The organism is Pseudomonas sp. N-137, from assembly GCF_034555295.1.
Classification (GTDB): domain Bacteria; phylum Pseudomonadota; class Gammaproteobacteria; order Pseudomonadales; family Pseudomonadaceae; genus Aquipseudomonas; species Aquipseudomonas rhizophila.
On sequence record NZ_JAXUDQ010000030.1, the window covers coordinates 351114 to 366873 of the forward strand.

Sequence of the window (15760 nt, forward strand, 5' to 3'; positions counted from 1 at the left end):
GGGTGGCCGTTGTCATGTCTGCTCGAACTTGCACCGGGGAAATTGTTCCAAAGTCGCCAAACAGGTTACTTTTGTCTTGGATAGCAACCCCGAGAGTCGCCAGGCGACCTTCCTTTTTTGCGGCGAAAGGAGACGCACATGATGTTCCCGGCCTTGAAAGGCTTACCCTTGCATCGTGTGATGATGCGTACCGTGACCGAGTTTCTCGACGACGAGATGTCGACCTACGCCTCGGCATTGGCCTACCAGATGCTGTTTTCGCTGTTCCCCTTCATTCTGTTCCTGATCGCACTGATCGGTTTCCTGCATTTGCCGGACTTCTTCTCCTGGCTGCGCCTGCAATCGGAGCTGGTGTTGCCACCCCAGGCCCTGGAGCAGGTCAACCCGGTGATCGACCAGCTTCAGCAATCCAAGGGGGGGTTGTTGTCGGTGGGTATCGTCATTGCGTTGTGGACTGCCTCGGCCGGTGTCCGGTTGATGATGAGTGCGATGAACGCCGCCTACGATGTGGTAGAGGGCCGTCCGATCTGGAAGCGCTTTCCGCTGTCGATTTTCTACACCATCGGCATCGCCGGCATGTTGTTGGCCGCCGCGGCGCTGATGGTGCTCGGGCCGCAGGTGATGGGCTGGATCGCGGCCCAGGTCGGGTTGGAGGAGTTCATCGTCACACTCTGGACCATCGTGCGCTGGCCGGTGATCGTGTTTTTGCTGATGGTGGCTGTGGCGTTGATCTATTACGTGATGCCTGACGTCAAACAGGAGTTTCGCTTTATTACACCGGGGTCGGTGCTGGCGGTGGTGGTGTGGATCATCGCGTCCCTGGGCTTTGCGTTTTACGTCAAGACCTTCGCCAACTACAACGCCATGTATGGCAGTATCGGCGCGATCATCGTGCTGTTGCTGTACTTCTACATTTCTTCGGCGGTGCTGTTGCTCGGTGCGGAGATGAACGCGGTGATCGAGCACATGTCCGCCGAGGGCAAGGACCGTGGTGAAAAGAGCCCGGGCGAGCACGAAAAACAGCATGTGTCGGGCCTGGGCCGTGACCATTCCATTCCTCACCCCCACACTGACGAAACCTGACCATGATTCGTGAAATCCTGAAAATGGGCGACGAACGCCTACTGCGTATTGCCCCGCCGGTGCCGCCGGAAATGTTCGACAGCCCAGAGTTGTGGCAGTTGATCGACGACATGTTCCAGACCATGGAAAGTGTGGGCGGCGTCGGCCTGGCCGCGCCGCAGATCGGTGTCGACCTGCAACTGGTGATCTTTGGCTTCGAGCACAGCGAGCGTTACCCGGACGCCGAGGCGGTGCCCCAGACGATCCTGATCAACCCGCTGATTACGCCGTTGGGCCCACTGATGGAGGAGGGGTTCGAGGGCTGCTTGTCGGTGCCGGGCCTGCGCGGTGCGGTCGATCGCTATCAACACATTCGCTACGAAGGCTTTGACCCCAAAGGCGAAGCCATTGTGCGCACGGCCTCGGGCTTTCATGCGCGGGTAGTGCAGCATGAGTGCGACCACCTGATCGGGCGGCTGTACCCCTCGCGCATCACCGATTTCAGTAAGTTCGGCTTTACCGAGGTCATGTTTCCGGACCTGGACCCGGCGGCGGACGACTAGCCTACGCAAACCCTCTGTGGGAGCGAGCCTGCTCGCGATAGCGGTGAGTCAGCTATGAAGCTGTTGACTGACACGCCGCTATCGCGAGCAGGCTCGCTCCCACATTGGATTGTGATGCGCTTCAGGAGAGTGTTTTAGGCTCCATCCCCATCGCAATCATCGGCTTGCTGCGCGCATAGCGACTCAGGCGCTCGGCCATCGCATAAGGCAGCACGGGGTCGAAGCTGAACCCCAGCCGCTCATAAAAGCCGCGCAAATCAGGATGGCAGAACAACCAGACCGGTCCTTCCACGCCTTTCACCGCTTCGTCGATCAAGCGCGCCGCGATCCCCTGCATGCGATACGTCGGGTCGACAAACAACCCCGTCAGCCAATGCCCACCCGACACCGCTCGCAAGCACAGGGCCGCGATGATTTCATCCTGCCGCGCCACCCACAACTGCGCTTCACGCACCGCTTTCATTGAAGATTGGTGGGCGCGATAAAACTTGTTCATCAGCGGCCACAAGGGTTCGTCGAGCCGCGTGTAGTGGATCTGGGACATGGCAAAGTCAGGGGGCGGTGAAGGGGAGGGTGATTATAAAAGAACATGTCTGCGGCGATAGGTGTATACCTGACTTCACATCCCGTATGAGTGGAGTACGTATCATGGCCAAAGGCATGGATTCAAAAAAAGCGGCAAAGAAAAAACCGGCGAAGACCGCCGATGAAAAGCGCGCCGACAAAAAGGCCAAGAAGGTGAATCTGTTCGGTCATTGAATCGGCACACATCGCGTAGAAGCCGGGTTTTTAACCCGGCTTTTACCGCCCACTGCATCACCGTCGTGGGACAGGCTCAGGTACTTTCGCGAACCTTGAGTTCAAATCCCATGTCCACCACCGGCTGAGCGATGCGGTTGCCAGCCATCAACGTGAGCATCTGTTCGGCGGCGCGATGGCCGATGGCCTCCCGTGGCGTGCTGATGCTGCTCAGGCGCGGCACCATGTGGGCCGAGGCGGGCAAATCGTTGAAGCCCAGGACCGCAACCTGCTCGGGAATCTTGATGCCACAGCGCAGGGCTTCGAACAGCGCGCCGTGGGCCAGGTCGTCGTTGCCGAAGAAGATTGCATCGACGTCCGGATGGCTGGCGAGTAACTGCAGGAACAGTTCGCCGCCCAGGCCCACCGAGGATGGCCGTGGGGTCAGCAGTTCCAGATCCGGGTCGTACAGGCCGGCTTTCTGCAAAGCACGGCGAAAACCTTCGCCACGCAGCAACGTGCGCTGGTCCAGTTGTGCGCCGACATAGGCCAGGCGCTTGCGACCCCGGGAGATCAAGTGCTCGGCCGCCGTCTCGCCGGCCTTGAGTTGCGAAAAGCCGACGCAGTTAAGGCCCGCACCGGGGTCCAGTTCCATCATGTACACGCAGGGAATGTTGCTGGCCTCGATCATGCGCCGGGCGCTCTCGGTACGGTCGAAGCCGGTCAGCAACAGACCGCGTGGCTGATAGGCCATGTAGTTACGCAGCAGGTCTTCTTCTTCGTCCCGGGAATAGTGATAGTTGCCGATCACCACTTCGAAGCCCTTGGGCCTGAGCACACGATGAATGGCTTCCAGGGTGTCGATGAACAACAGGTTGGACAACGACGGCACCAGCACCACCACCGAATGGCTCTGGGCCGAAGCCAGGGCGCGGGCGGCGGGGTTGACCACGTAGTTCAGGTCGCGGGCGGCCTGGCGGACTTTTTCCACCAGGCTTTCGGCAACGGTGCTGACGCCGCGCAGGGCACGGGAGGCGGTGATAGGACTGACACCGGCCAGGCGTGCGACTTCGTTGAGCGTAGGGCGACCGGTGGTGCGGGTATTCTTATCGTTTTTAGTGACGGTCATCAGGGCGGCTTGCCAAACAAAAATCAAGGCACTAAGGTAGCGCTGTCTCGACGCGGCTGCAAATGCGTGAGCGGGGTTTGCCTGAGCCCTGACCGTTAGCGTTGTGAACGAACATGCTGCAACCACAAAAATGACAAGAAGGCGTCGGCAACTTCTGCTTTTGCTCTGGTGTCACAACTTGCAAAGGTAGCGCTGTCTGCGCGCTGAGGTGTTACATGAATAATCCCATCACCGCCCTGGTCATCATGGGCGTTGCCGGTTGCGGCAAGACTTGCGTCAGCCAGGCCCTGTGCCAGTTGAGCGGCGCCACCGCCATTGAAGGCGACACTTTCCACCCTGCGGCCAACATCCAGAAGATGAGCGCCGGTATCCCCTTGAACGACGACGACCGTGCCGGCTGGCTTGACAGCCTGTGCGACGAGTTGCGCCGTGTCGATGCGATGGGCGAGCGTCCGGTGCTGACCTGTTCGGCCCTCAAGCACAGTTATCGCGAGCGTCTGCGCAGTGCCTTGCCGGGCCTGGGCTTCGTATTTCTTGAGTTGACCCCTGAAGTGGCCGCCGACCGCGTGTCCCATCGTCCGGGGCATTTCATGCCGTCGACCCTGATCGACAGCCAGTTTGCCACCCTTCAATCCCCTGTTGGCGAGCCCCTGACCCTGGCTCTGGATGCATCCAGCCACAGCGTCGATGAACTGGCTCATCAGGCTTATGTCTGGTGGGTGGATCACGGTTTGAAGCTGGCCAGTTGAGTTGCAAAAATTTTGCGTCAGAAAGATAGCGCTGTCCCGACGGCTTACAAATAACCGCTTCAATAACAACAACAAATCAGGAGACACCTCCCATGTTCGGCATGTCCCACGAGACGTTTCTGCTGCTTGATGCAGTGGTTACGGTGATCGGACTTATCGTCCTCATCACCAAGTTCAAACTCCACCCGTTCATTGCACTGACCATCGCGGCCGCTTTTCTGGGCCTGACCTCGGGCATGCCGATCGGCACCATCATCAAGGCGTTCCAGGACGGCTTCGGTGGCGTGCTGGGCTTTGTCGGCATCATTCTGGCGTTGGGTACGATGCTCGGTAAAATGATGGCCGAATCGGGCGGGGCCGATCAGATCGCCCAAACCCTGATCCGCGCCTTCGGCAAGGATAAAGTGCAGTGGGCCATGATGTTCGCCGCCTTCCTGGTGGGCATTCCGCTGTTCTTCGAAATCGGTTTCGTGCTGCTGATCCCGCTGGTGTTCATCGTGGCGCGTCGCACCGGTGTCTCGATCATCAAGATCGGTATCCCGCTGCTGGCCGGTCTTTCCGCGGTCCACGGCCTGGTGCCACCGCACCCGGGCCCGCTGCTGGCGATTGGCGTATTCGGTGCCGACATCGGTAAAACCATTCTCTATGGCCTGATCGTGGCGCTGCCGACGGCCATTATTGCCGGGCCGATTTTCGGTACCTTCATTGCCAAGCACATCCCCGGCCATCCGAATCAGGAACTGGTGGATCAACTGGCGCGTGAGACCGACTCTGCCGATCTGCCGAGCTTCAACATCACGCTGATCACCGTGCTCTCGCCGGTGTTCCTGATGCTGCTCAAGACCTTTGCCGATGTGGTGTTGCCTGAAGGCAATTTCTTCCGCACGTTCATGGACCTGATCGGGCATCCGATTTCTGCACTTCTGTTGGCATTACTGCTGTCGCTGTACACCTTCGGCTACAAGCAGGGCATCGGTTCGAGCCAGATACTCAAGTGGCTGGACGCGAGTCTGGCACCGACTGCGGCGATCATTCTGATCATCGGTGCAGGCGGTGGCTTCAAGCAGATGCTGGTCACCAGCGGTGTGGGTGATGTGATCGGTCACATGGCGGTGAGTGCGCAGATTTCACCGATCCTGTTGGCCTGGCTGGTGGCGGCGGTGATTCGCATCGCCACAGGCTCGGCGACCGTGGCAACCATCACGGGTGCCGGGATCGTGGTACCGGTGGTCGGGATGATTCCGGGCGTGAACCGTGAGCTGCTGGTGCTGGCGACCGGTGCCGGTTCGCTGATCCTGTCTCACGTTAACGATGCCGGCTTCTGGCTGGTCAAGCAGTACTTCAACATGACCGTGGCCGAAACCTTCAAGACCTGGACCGCGATGGAAACCATCCTGTCCGTGGTAGCGCTGATCTTCATCCTGTTGCTGTCGCTGGTGATCTAAGCGACGACGCATCACCCATTGTGGGAGCGAGCCTGCTCGCGATAGCGCACTGACCGTCAGCAACGAAGTCGACTGTCATGCCGCTATCGCGAGCAGGCTCGCTCCCACATTGGCTTCTGGTGATCTGAAGATCCAGAGTGGGAGCAAACTCCCACATTGATTTTGGTATCAGGCGTTCGGTTTGCTGACCAACCCATCCGCCCGGAACATCCCGCGAATGCCGCGAACGGCCTGGCGAATCCGGTCCTGGTTTTCGATCAGTGCAAAGCGCACATGATCATCGCCATATTCACCGAACCCCACCCCCGGCGAGACGCAGACCTTGGCTTCGGCCAACAGTTTCTTGGCAAACTCCAGCGAACCCAAGTGTGCATAAGCCTCGGGGATCTTGGCCCAGACGTACATCGACGCCTTGGGGTTTTCCACCATCCAGCCCAGTTCATGCAGGCCCTTGACCAGCACATTGCGGCGCTGGCGGTACTGTTCGGCGATATCCCGCACGCACTGCTGATCGCCTTCAAGCGCGGCGATGGCCGCCACTTGCAGCGGTGTGAAGGTGCCGTAGTCGTGGTAGCTCTTGATCCGCGCCAGGGCGTTGACCAGTTCCGGGTTGCCTACCATGAAGCCGATACGCCAGCCGGCCATGTTGTAGCTTTTGGACAGGGTGAAGAATTCCACGGCAATGTCTTTTGCACCCGGCACCTGCATGATCGACGGGGCTTTCCAGCCGTCGTAGACGATGTCGGCGTAGGCCAGGTCGTGGATCACCAGCACGTCGTACTGTTTGGCCAGGGCGATGACCCGTTCGAAGAAGTCCAGCTCCACGCATTGCGCGGTAGGGTTGGACGGAAAGCCCAGGATCATCATTTTCGGCTTGGGAATCGAGCCGCGAATGGCGCGCTCCAGCTCGTCGAAGAAATCCACCCCCGGCACCAGTGGCACCGAACGCACCTGGGCGCCGGCGATCACTGCGCCGTAGATGTGGATCGGATAGCTGGGATTGGGCACCAGCACGGTGTCGCCCTGGTCCAGGGTCGCCAGCATCAGATGCGCCAGGCCTTCTTTGGATCCGATGGTGACGATGGCTTCGGTTTCCGGGTCGATGTCCACCTCGTAGCGGTCCTTGTACCAGCGCGAAATGGCGCGGCGCAGGCGCGGTATGCCTTTGGAGGTGGAGTAACCGTGGGTGTCTTCACGCTGGGCGACGGTGACCAGCTTTTCCACGATATGTGGCGGTGTGGCGCCGTCGGGGTTACCCATGCTCAAGTCAATGATGTCTTCGCCGCGCCGACGCGCAGCCATCTTCAGCTCGGCAGTGATATTGAATACATACGGGGGGAGTCGATCGATGCGCGCAAAGCGGCGCGGCGAACCTTGGTTGGCCATTATTGCCTCGAGATACGTGAGCGCCCGGAACCGTCCGAGCGACGTTGGCCACTGCGGTGGCCTGCGGCGCAAGATAAAGGGGCTGATGGCCAATTGTCCAGTAGCGGCGCGCAACTATTTTCGACGACACTGTCGATCCGCTCAGGGGACTTTCAGTAACACCTGCGCATTGTACGACTCGCCCTGTTCAAAAAACGAATGGACTGAATGATGGAATTTTCCAGCGGTTTCCTGCTGAGCCTTTCTTTGTGCCTGGACATTGGCGTGGCCAATATCGCGATGATTACCCTGGCCATGCAACGTGGCTATTTCCAGGGTTTCGCCCTGGGCCTGGGCACATGTGTGGGGGACCTGATCTACGCGGTCCTGGCCTTGGCCGGCATGACGGTGCTGCTGCAATACGAAACGGTGCGCTGGGTGCTGTGGATCGGCGGCTCGGTGGTGCTGCTGTATTTCGCAGCGAAGATGATTCATTCGGCGATCTATCACCATGCGGCGTTGGCCGAGGCTGGCGAGGTGCGGAGTCATTCATCTGGACAGGAGTTTTTTCGCGGGATTTTCCTGGCGATGTCGTCGCCCAGTGCCATTCTCTGGTTCGCGGCGGTGGGCGGCACATTGATCGCTCGTTCGGGCGGCGGAACGATCCTCAGCTCGGCGCTGTTCCTGAGTGGATTTCTCTGTGCCGGACTTCTCTGGTGTGCAGGCCTGTGCCTGGCAGCAACCCAGGGCGGCAGGCTGCTGGGGGATAAACTGTTGCGCTATTGCTATTGGGCATCGGCCGCCATCTTCTGCTATTTCGCGGTGTACGTGATTGTTTCTGGCTACAACGAGTTTATCGGGAAAGTGGCGCCGGCCGTTGTGCCTGGACTCGGATAAGCGAAACGGGCCTGGCAATCTTCATCAGGCTTCTATACTGCAACACCCGACCTCACGTTTCTGGAGTGTTGACGCATGGAAAAGCACGAACCCGATAACGCAGCCGAACCACGCTTCGAACACGGACGTTTTCAGATAATCGCCGGTTTTGGTGGCTGTTTTACCCCGGACACCGCCGAGGATATCCCGCTGCTCTGGGAAAAGTTTTTGCCCTGGCTCGGTAAAGTGCCAGGGCAGAAAGATGAGGTCACCTATGGCGTGTGTTGCAACCCGGACGGGAAGGGTGGGTTTGAATACATTGCCGGCGTGGAAGTCAGCCGGCTCGATGACTTGCCTGAACAGTTGCGCTGGATCGAAATACAGCCTGCGCACTACGCAGTGTTCGAACACAAAGGCCCATTGAAAGCCCTGCCGCAGACGTTCCACTACATCTGGAAAGAGTGGCTGCCGCGATCCGGCCACACAGCTGCCGAGGCCCCGGAGTTCGAACGCTACAGCGAAGACTTCAACCCCAGGACCGGCGAAGGCTCTCTGGAAATCTGGATTCCTCTCAAACCGAGCTGATTGCCATCCTCTCGGCAATGCAAACCGGTGGGAGCGAGCCTGCTCGCGATAGCGGTGCCACATCCAACATTCATGCAAGCTGGCCCACCACAATCGCGAGCAGGCTCGCGCTCACAGACAGGTTATGTCCTGGTCAAAACACCAGCCCCATCCGCCGCTCATAACCGATGCGGCCCTTGTACGCTTCGCCACTGTCGACCCAGCCCAACCGGGTGTACAGGCCGATGGCCGAGACGTTGTCGGCGTCGACCGAAAGCTCCAGTCCCCTGATTTGCGGCCATGCCGCCTGAGCCGCGGCAGGAAGCGCTTGCAGGCAGGCCTTGCCGTAACCCTTGCCCTGGGCCCGATAATCGACTTGCAGGGCGTGCAGGGTGGCGCTGTGTTCGTTGGCCCAGGCGGGCAGTACTGGCGGGCGCTTGAGTAACAGGAACGCCACTGGCACCTCGCCAGCCAGCAACGCAAACCCTTTGACGCCAGGGCCGGGCCTGGACAACAGCGTGTGCAGTGCGCCGTGGATATCGCCGGCGAACTTGATCTGTTCGGGGTGGATTTCGATGGCTTCGACCTGCGTGCGCTGCAGCTCGGTGAGGTCTTCGTAGGGTACGAGCTGAGCGGTCACAAAAGCATCCGTTGTTTGCCGACAGAATGGGCCTGGGATTCTAGCGAATTTTTTTCTTTGAATTATTTTTGTTTGGGTTGTCGATTCGCAGTTTCTCTAAACGACAAAGGGTGTCTTCAACAAAAACCTGCGGAGAATCACCATGAATACCCAAGCCACCGAAACCGAAATCAAGGCCTTGATCGAGACTTATCGCCAGGCTGTCATGGAAAAAAATGTTGAAAAAGTCATGGCGCTCTATGACGACAACATCGTTTCGTTCGATGCCATCCAGGCCCTGCAATTCAAGGGCAAAGTCGCTTACCGGGCCCATTGGCAGGCGTGCATGGAGATGTGCCCTGGACCGCACAAGTTCGACTTCCATCAGATCGAGATTACCGCAGCTGACACGATCGCCTTCGCTCACTGGCTGGCCTATTGCGGCGGCACCAACGACAAAGGTGAAGAGCAGGCTTGCTGGATGCGCACGACCGCCTGCTATCAACGGGTGGCCGGGCAATGGAAGATTGTCCACGAACACTGGTCCGCGCCGTTTGATCCGATGGCCGGTACGGTGATGTTCGACCTGCAGCCCTGATCGTCGGTTTCTTCGCTGAGCGCTTTTCTGCGGTCCATAGTTGATCAGTTCGATCACGGAGCTTTCCATGAAGTACTTATGTCTGGTCTATAGCAACGAGCATGCGCTGCACAACTCACCCGACAGCCCGCAGGACGCTGAATGCATGGCCTACGCCGAGTCGGTCCAGGGCAGCGGTCGTATGATTGCCGCCGAGGCCCTGGAGTCGGTGCAGACCGCTACCACGGTGCGCATGCGCGGCGGCAAGTTGTCGATCACGGACGGTCCGTTTGCCGAAACCAAGGAGCAACTGGCGGGCTTCTACCTGATCGACGCCAAGGACCTGAACGAAGCCCTCCAGGTCGCCGGCAACATTCCGGCGGCCCGGGTCGGCTGCGTCGAGGTCCGACCGGTACGCCAACTGAATCCCTGAACAACAATCACAAACAGGATTTCATTCATGAACCTCAAACCTGCCGCGTTCGAGTTATCCATCAGCCGGGTGATCGACGCCTCGCGCCAGAAGATTTTCCGCGCCTGGACCGAGCCGGCGCTGCTTGTCCAATGGTGGGGACCCCACGGCATGACTACGCCGGAGTGCGAAATGGAGCTGTGGGTCGGTGGCCAGTTTCGCACCCTGATGCGTGCCCCGGACGGCAGTGAGTATCCGACCATGGGCGTGTTCCTGGAAATCGTTGCCCCGCAGCGGCTGGTCTTCACCGATGCGTTTGTGCCCGGCTGGATCCCCTCCGGCAAAGCCTTCATGACCGGCGAAGTGTTGCTTGAGGAGATGGGCGATAAAACCCTTTACACCGCCCGCGCCCTGCACTGGAACGAAGAAGACCGCCAGGCCCACGAAGCCATGGGCTTTCATGACGGCTGGGGCCAGAGCCTTGACCGGCTCGAAGCGCTGGTGACCCAGGGCATGCCCGACTGATGTCGGCCGAAGAAGTCAGCGCACGGGTCGAGCAGGTTTATCGGCAAGACTCGCGGCGCATCCTGGCGACGCTGATTCGCCTGCTGGGGGATTTCGACCTTGCTGAAGAGGCCTTGCACGAGGCCTTCTTCATCGCGGTCGAGCGCTGGCAGCGCGACGGTGTGCCGGACAATCCTCGGGCCTGGCTGGTGTCGGCCGGGCGCTTCAAGGCCATCGACAGTTTGCGCCGGCGCGCTCGCTTCGCGGCGAGCCGGCCGATGCTGATTGCCCAGCTCGAAGAACTGGAGCAGAGCGACTGGAGTGATGAGGACGTGGAAGACGATCGCCTGCGGCTGATCTTCACCTGTTGCCACCCGGCCCTGGCCGCTGATGCCCAGGTGCCGCTGACGTTGCGGGAAGTGTGCGACCTGACCACCGAAGAGATCGCCCGGGCTTTTCTCGCCGCCCCGGCGGCCATCGCCCAGCGCATCGTGCGGGCCAAGGCAAAAATTCGCGATGCGAAGATCCCCTATCAGGTGCCGTCCCGCTCGGAACTGCCCGAGCGGCTGGACAGTGTGTTGCGCGTGATCTACCTGGTATTCAACGAAGGCTATTCGGCCTCGATGGGGGCTGAGGTGACGCGTGAAGATTTGACCCGCGAAGCCATCCGTCTGGCCCGCCTGTTGATGGAGCTGTTGCCTGAAGCCGAAGTCATGGGTTTGCTGGCATTGATGCTGCTGCACGAGTCGCGGCGGCGAGCGCGAACCTCTCCCAGCGGTGAACTGATCCTGCTGGATGAGCAGGACCGATCCTTGTGGGACGCCGACATGATCGCCGAAGGCTGCGCCCTGGTGGAAGCCGCGCTCAATACCCGAAGGTTCGGGCCTTATTGCCTGCAAGCTGCGATTGCGGCAGTGCATGCCGAAGCCCCCACGGCGCAGGAGACCGACTGGCCGCAGATCGTTGGCCTCTATGATGTGTTGCTGCGTGCGGTGCCTTCGCCGGTGATCGAACTCAACCGCGCCGCGGCCCTGGCCAAACGCGATGGACCGCAAGCGGGCTTGCAGCGGATCGACGCGATTCTGGACCGGGGCGAGTTGCTCGATTATCACCTGGCCCACTCGGCGCGGGCAGAACTCTGTCGGCAGTTGGGACGCGTGGAGGAGGCGAGGGCGGCATATCGACGCGCGCTTGAATTGACTCAGCAATTGCCGGAGAGGCGGTTTATCGAGGGGCGGCTTGCGGGGTTGCAGTGATGACCACAAACGATGAAATTTCCTGTGGGAGCGGGCGTTGTGGTGTGCATCGTATTTATGAACAGCCGAAACCACTGTGGGAGCGAGCCTGCTCGCGATAGCGTCATGTCAGTCACATTGCTGTTGGCTGAAACATCGCTATCGCGAGCAGGCTCGCTCCCACAGGGTTTTATGGCTTGGCTGACGGGCATAACCCGTCAGTCAACCAGCCTTGATCAGAACTCGTGATCAGCGCTGTCCGGGTTCAGGTCGCTGATGCCCAGTTTGCCCGCGGCCTGTTCGATCGCGCCGGTTTGCTTGACCAGTGCGGCAATGGCGTCGCGCACGACCTGGTTGCCAGCGGTGTTGCCCGCAGCGATCAGTTGGTCGTAGTGCTCACCCTTGTTGGCGTGATCGACCATGACCTGGATCTTGGCTTCGGTGTCGGCCAGGTCGGCCTTGAGGGCGTTGTCAGCGGCCGGGTCAGCCTTGGCCACCAGGGACGACAGGCTGGCGCCGGTCATCTTGGTGCCGTCGACGCGGGTGTATTCGCCCAGGTAAACGTTGCGTACGCCTTTGGCATCGTAGAAGTGCGAGTTGTGGGTGTTGTCGCTGAAGCAGTCCTGCTCGTCTTCTGGCGAGTTGGCTTCCAGGGACACCTTCATACGTTCGCCCGCCAGTTCGCCGAGGGACAGGCTGCCCATGCCGAACAGCATCTTGCGCAGGCCGGTTTCGGCAGGCTCGGCTTCCAGGGTGGCGCGGTAGTTGTCAGCCACGTTTGGCTTCCAGTTGCCGACCATTTCTTCCAGATCGCTGACCAGCAATTGGGTCACGGCCTTGAGGTAGGCGCGACGACGGTCGTTGTGACCGCCAGTAGCCCCGGCACCTTCCAGATAATCGGAAGCCGGACGCTTGCCGGCACCAGGGCCGGTGCCGTTGAGGTCCTGGCCCCACAGCAGGAATTCGATGGCGTGGTAGCCGGTGGCGACGTTGGCCTCGGAACCGCCCAGCTCGTTCAGGCTGGCGAGTTTCTCCGGGGTGATGTCTTTCACGTCGACCTTGTCTTCGCCTACCTGGACTTCGGTATTGGCGATGATATTGGCGGTGGCGCCCGGGTTACCCAATGCGTGCGCGTAGGAGGTGTCGACGTAGTCGATCAGACCTTCATCCAGCGGCCAGGCGTTCAATTGGCCTTCCCAGTCGTCGATGATGGTGTTGCCGAAGCGGAACACTTCGCTTTGCAGGTAAGGGACGCGCGCAGCGACCCAGGCGGCCTTGGCGGCGTTGAGGGTCTCGTCGTTCGGTTTGGCCAGGAACGCATCGATCGCGGTTTGCAGGGTTTTCGCGGTGGATTCGGCATCGCTGTAGACCGCATGGACGATGTCGGCGTAGTGCGCGACAACGGCCTTGGCAGCGGCTTCGTCGATTTTGCCGGCTGCGGCTGGGGCGGCGGTGCTGGCTGCAGGCGTGGGCGCTTGCGGCGCGGCGGCCTTGTCTTTGCCTTCGCCGCAACCGGCGAGGGAAATAGCGATGGCCAGCAAACTGGCGGTAGCCAGAGGCATACGAATCATGGCGAACATCCTGCTTCGGTGATGGATGGGACAGGCGCGAGGTGCGCAAAGCTGCGACATAATGCGAAAGATTTGCATTATGTGTAAAGGGTTGTAGCTGTAAATATTTCTTATTTGTGATGCGGCGCGGGCAGCCTTCCGTAGGCGCCGCCGAGCTAAGCGAGGCGGCGATCTCTGCCCAGACGCTTGAGTCTCAAGCGAACAAACCAAAGAGCGCAGGCTTCGCCAACTCCGGCAGAGGCATGACTACCCGAGGAGAAAGAATCAGATGATGGAGACTTTGCTGCGCTGCGCCTGCTTGAGATAGATGCCCAACTCCCGTGCCGGTAGCGGTTTGCTGTAGTAATACCCCTGACCTTCATGGCAGCCCTCGGAGATGATGTAGGCTTCCTGCTCGACCGTCTCAACCCCCTCGGCGATTACCTGCATCCCCAGGCTCTTGCCCAACTGGATGATGGCCCGGACGATGGTCGCGTCATCCTCGTCATCGAGCAGGTCCTGGACGAAGCTCTTGTCGATCTTGATCTTGTCCAGCGGCAGGCTCTTGAGATAACTCAGGGACGAATAACCGGTCCCGAAGTCATCGATGGCAATCAGCGCGCCGGAGCGGCGCAGACTGAGCAAGTGCTGGGCGGCTGTCGTGATGTCTTCCATCAGGCCGGTTTCCGTGACCTCCAGCTCCAGGCTGCGCGGCGGCAGGCGGTACATCTGCAGCAAATTGTTCACCACCCGCGGCAGTTCGGCATGGTGCAATTGTACGGTGGACAGGTTGACCGCCATGCGCAGGTCAACGAAGCCCTGGTCATGCCATTCGCGCAACTGTTTGCAAGCCTGATCCAGGACCCATTCACCGATGGCGATAATGGTGCCGTTCTGTTCGGCCAAGGGAATGAACAGGTCCGGCGGCACGAGGCCGTGTTCGGGGTGATGCCAGCGAATCAGCGCCTCGGTACCCACCACTCGCAGGTCGCGATAGCTGACCTGCGGCTGATACACCAGGCTGAACTGCTCGAGGAGCAGAGCCTCGCGCAGGTCTTTTTCCAGCTCGCGACGGCGGCGCATTTCACTGTCGACGCTGGCGATGTAGAACTGGTAGCGATTGCGCGAGCGGGCCTTGGCCAGGGTCATGGTCTGCTCGGCTTTCTGCAACAACTTCTCGGTGCTGTCCCCGTCCTCGGGAAAGAGGGTGATGCCGATGGTCGCCCGTAGGCGGATTTGCTGATCATCGAGGATGAACGGCGCCTCCAGGTCATCGAGGATGCTCTGGGCCAACTCGGCGGCTTCGTAAGGTTGTTCGATATCGGCCTGGACCAGGGCGAACTGGTCGCCCCCCAGTCGCGCCAGCGCGCCAAGGCGTCCGCTGTGGGCTCGCAGCCTATCTGCCAGGGCCAGCAGCAACTGGTCACCGGTTTGATAGCTGAACTGTTCGTTGATGCCCTTGAAGTCATCCAGCCCCACACACAGTACGGCCACCCGGCGTTGCAAGCGCCCGGCATCCACCAGGATCTTGTCCAATTGCTGTTGAAGCTGCTGACGATTGGGCAGGCCGGTGAGGAAGTCATACTGGGCCATGCGCAGCAGGCTGTTTTCCGCCTCGTGGCGCAGGTGTGTATTGCGCTCGATGGAGGCGAGCAATTGGTTGGCGGTGTTGATCCAGAGCCCCAACTCATTTTGTTCGTGGCCGCGTAGCTGCGGGATCTTGTGTTCACTCGGCCGGTCGGGGTTGATTTCGGTCAGGTGTTCGATGATCCGCGACAGCGGTTTGGTCAGCAGCCAGTGATAGACCAGGTACAACACCAGGCCCATCGCCAGGGCTCGCAACATGCCCGATATAAAAATGATCACAGAGTTGACGATGAAACTCTGGCCGTAGGTGGCGGTGTCGAGAGTAATGCTCAGGTCACCGTAATATTCACTGTAAGGCCCGCGACCCACCAGTTGCGTGGTGAATGTGCGTTCCTTGCCAAGGATCAGGTCGGTCAGCCAGCGACTTCCAGAGTGCTGCAAAGGCCGGGTTTTTTCGGCGAGCATGGTCTCGTGAGGGTGACCGATAGAAGCCATGCGCACCGCTTGGTCCTGAAACAGCCCCTCGATCACTTGCATGCCCATCTCCCGGTCAAGGCTATAGACGGCCTGGGTCGAAGGGTCGCGGAACATATCAAGAATTCGTTGGGCATCGCTGGCGACGGCATGGTCGGTTTTGTAGGCATCGAAAACGATCTGGGCGCAGCTCAATACCACGCCGACGATCAATGCCGAAAGGAGCACGACCCGGAGCAACTTCACAGACAAGCTGTTCTTGAGTTCCAGCTTCAAAGAGGGGGTTCCTTGTTCCGTGCGAGTAGCGTCAA

16 protein-coding genes are annotated in these 15760 nt (G+C 60.0%); 10 read left to right on the top strand and 6 right to left on the bottom strand.

What is annotated here, in order from left to right; all coding sequences use genetic code 11:
- The first annotated feature begins 138 nt into the window (after positions 1–138).
- Together T3A99_RS22675 and def are read left to right on the top strand one after the other, a co-directional pair.
- Entirely contained in the window at positions 139–1083 is a 945-nt protein-coding gene (locus T3A99_RS22675) for a YihY/virulence factor BrkB family protein (protein ID WP_047228343.1), read from the top strand.
- Between the two features lie 2 nt (positions 1084–1085).
- Positions 1086–1625, top strand: coding sequence for a peptide deformylase (gene def, locus T3A99_RS22680; protein WP_047228342.1), 540 nt, complete (start codon positions 1086–1088; stop codon positions 1623–1625).
- A gap of 121 nt (positions 1626–1746) precedes the next feature.
- Here the strand turns inward: def and T3A99_RS22685 are convergent, their stop codons facing one another.
- Positions 1747–2169 (bottom strand): GNAT family N-acetyltransferase, encoded by a 423-nt coding sequence (locus T3A99_RS22685; RefSeq protein ID WP_047228341.1) that lies wholly within the window; start codon positions 2167–2169, stop codon positions 1747–1749.
- Positions 2170–2460: 291 nt separating this feature from the next.
- Positions 2461–3492, bottom strand: coding sequence for a LacI family DNA-binding transcriptional regulator (locus T3A99_RS22690; protein WP_274090906.1), 1032 nt, complete (start codon positions 3490–3492; stop codon positions 2461–2463).
- A 215-nt stretch (positions 3493–3707) separates the two neighbouring features.
- Here T3A99_RS22690 and T3A99_RS22695 point away from each other — a divergent pair, with 215 nt between their 5' ends.
- Both T3A99_RS22695 and T3A99_RS22700 read left to right on the top strand, forming a co-directional pair.
- On the top strand, positions 3708–4241 hold the full coding sequence (locus tag T3A99_RS22695; protein WP_076386036.1) for a gluconokinase: 534 nt from the start codon (positions 3708–3710) through the stop codon (positions 4239–4241).
- 92 nt (positions 4242–4333) lie between these two features.
- Positions 4334–5686, top strand: coding sequence for a GntP family permease (locus T3A99_RS22700; protein ID WP_047228337.1), 1353 nt, complete (start codon positions 4334–4336; stop codon positions 5684–5686).
- 168 nt (positions 5687–5854) lie between these two features.
- On the opposite strand, the gene alaC is transcribed toward T3A99_RS22700, so the two are convergent.
- Positions 5855–7072 carry an alanine transaminase gene (gene alaC, locus T3A99_RS22705; RefSeq protein ID WP_076386034.1) on the bottom strand — a complete coding sequence of 406 codons (1218 nt, stop codon included), beginning with the start codon at positions 7070–7072 and terminating at the stop codon, positions 5855–5857.
- 210 nt (positions 7073–7282) lie between these two features.
- Between alaC and T3A99_RS22710 the strand changes: the two genes are divergently transcribed.
- Positions 7283–7948 (top strand): LysE family translocator, encoded by a 666-nt coding sequence (locus T3A99_RS22710; protein WP_107321632.1) that lies wholly within the window; start codon positions 7283–7285, stop codon positions 7946–7948.
- Positions 7949–8023: 75 nt separating this feature from the next.
- The gene (locus T3A99_RS22715; RefSeq protein WP_047228334.1) at positions 8024–8512 is read left to right on the top strand and encodes a GyrI-like domain-containing protein; all 489 of its coding nucleotides are present in this window, start codon (positions 8024–8026) and stop codon (positions 8510–8512) included.
- Positions 8513–8645: 133 nt separating this feature from the next.
- On the opposite strand, the gene T3A99_RS22720 is transcribed toward T3A99_RS22715, so the two are convergent.
- Entirely contained in the window at positions 8646–9131 is a 486-nt protein-coding gene (locus T3A99_RS22720; RefSeq protein ID WP_047228333.1) for a GNAT family N-acetyltransferase, read from the bottom strand.
- 142 nt (positions 9132–9273) lie between these two features.
- Here T3A99_RS22720 and T3A99_RS22725 point away from each other — a divergent pair, with 142 nt between their 5' ends.
- The 4 genes from T3A99_RS22725 to T3A99_RS22740 all read left to right on the top strand — a co-directional run bounded on the left by T3A99_RS22725 (position 9274) and on the right by T3A99_RS22740 (position 11859).
- Positions 9274–9708, top strand: a complete 435-nt coding sequence (locus tag T3A99_RS22725) for a YybH family protein (protein ID WP_047228332.1) — start codon at positions 9274–9276, stop codon at positions 9706–9708.
- 67 nt (positions 9709–9775) lie between these two features.
- Positions 9776–10120, top strand: coding sequence for a YciI family protein (locus tag T3A99_RS22730; protein WP_047228331.1), 345 nt, complete (start codon positions 9776–9778; stop codon positions 10118–10120).
- Positions 10121–10147: 27 nt separating this feature from the next.
- The gene (locus T3A99_RS22735; protein ID WP_047228330.1) at positions 10148–10624 is read left to right on the top strand and encodes an SRPBCC family protein; all 477 of its coding nucleotides are present in this window, start codon (positions 10148–10150) and stop codon (positions 10622–10624) included.
- Positions 10624–11859 carry an RNA polymerase sigma factor gene (locus T3A99_RS22740; RefSeq protein WP_305467639.1) on the top strand — a complete coding sequence of 412 codons (1236 nt, stop codon included), beginning with the start codon at positions 10624–10626 and terminating at the stop codon, positions 11857–11859. The genes T3A99_RS22735 and T3A99_RS22740 overlap by 1 nt, the downstream gene beginning before the upstream one ends.
- A 215-nt stretch (positions 11860–12074) precedes the next feature.
- Here T3A99_RS22740 and T3A99_RS22745 read toward each other — a convergent pair whose 3' ends face one another.
- Positions 12075–13409, bottom strand: a complete 1335-nt coding sequence (locus T3A99_RS22745; RefSeq protein WP_047228328.1) for an imelysin family protein — start codon at positions 13407–13409, stop codon at positions 12075–12077.
- A 264-nt stretch (positions 13410–13673) separates the two neighbouring features.
- The gene (locus tag T3A99_RS22750) at positions 13674–15725 is read right to left on the bottom strand and encodes a putative bifunctional diguanylate cyclase/phosphodiesterase (protein ID WP_188252327.1); all 2052 of its coding nucleotides are present in this window, start codon (positions 15723–15725) and stop codon (positions 13674–13676) included.
- Between the last annotated feature and the right edge of the window lie 35 nt (positions 15726–15760).

Coding starts and splice junctions, on each gene's coding strand:
- T3A99_RS22675 (WP_047228343.1), top strand. CDS start 139: ATGATGTTCCCGGCCTTGAAAGGCTTACCCTTGCATCGTGTGATGATG.
- def (WP_047228342.1), top strand. CDS start 1,086: ATGATTCGTGAAATCCTGAAAATGGGCGACGAACGCCTACTGCGTATT.
- T3A99_RS22685 (WP_047228341.1), bottom strand. CDS start 2,169: ATGTCCCAGATCCACTACACGCGGCTCGACGAACCCTTGTGGCCGCTG.
- T3A99_RS22690 (WP_274090906.1), bottom strand. CDS start 3,492: ATGACCGTCACTAAAAACGATAAGAATACCCGCACCACCGGTCGCCCT.
- T3A99_RS22695 (WP_076386036.1), top strand. CDS start 3,708: ATGAATAATCCCATCACCGCCCTGGTCATCATGGGCGTTGCCGGTTGC.
- T3A99_RS22700 (WP_047228337.1), top strand. CDS start 4,334: ATGTTCGGCATGTCCCACGAGACGTTTCTGCTGCTTGATGCAGTGGTT.
- alaC (WP_076386034.1), bottom strand. CDS start 7,072: ATGGCCAACCAAGGTTCGCCGCGCCGCTTTGCGCGCATCGATCGACTC.
- T3A99_RS22710 (WP_107321632.1), top strand. CDS start 7,283: ATGGAATTTTCCAGCGGTTTCCTGCTGAGCCTTTCTTTGTGCCTGGAC.
- T3A99_RS22715 (WP_047228334.1), top strand. CDS start 8,024: ATGGAAAAGCACGAACCCGATAACGCAGCCGAACCACGCTTCGAACAC.
- T3A99_RS22725 (WP_047228332.1), top strand. CDS start 9,274: ATGAATACCCAAGCCACCGAAACCGAAATCAAGGCCTTGATCGAGACT.
- T3A99_RS22730 (WP_047228331.1), top strand. CDS start 9,776: ATGAAGTACTTATGTCTGGTCTATAGCAACGAGCATGCGCTGCACAAC.
- T3A99_RS22735 (WP_047228330.1), top strand. CDS start 10,148: ATGAACCTCAAACCTGCCGCGTTCGAGTTATCCATCAGCCGGGTGATC.
- T3A99_RS22740 (WP_305467639.1), top strand. CDS start 10,624: ATGTCGGCCGAAGAAGTCAGCGCACGGGTCGAGCAGGTTTATCGGCAA.
- T3A99_RS22745 (WP_047228328.1), bottom strand. CDS start 13,409: ATGATTCGTATGCCTCTGGCTACCGCCAGTTTGCTGGCCATCGCTATT.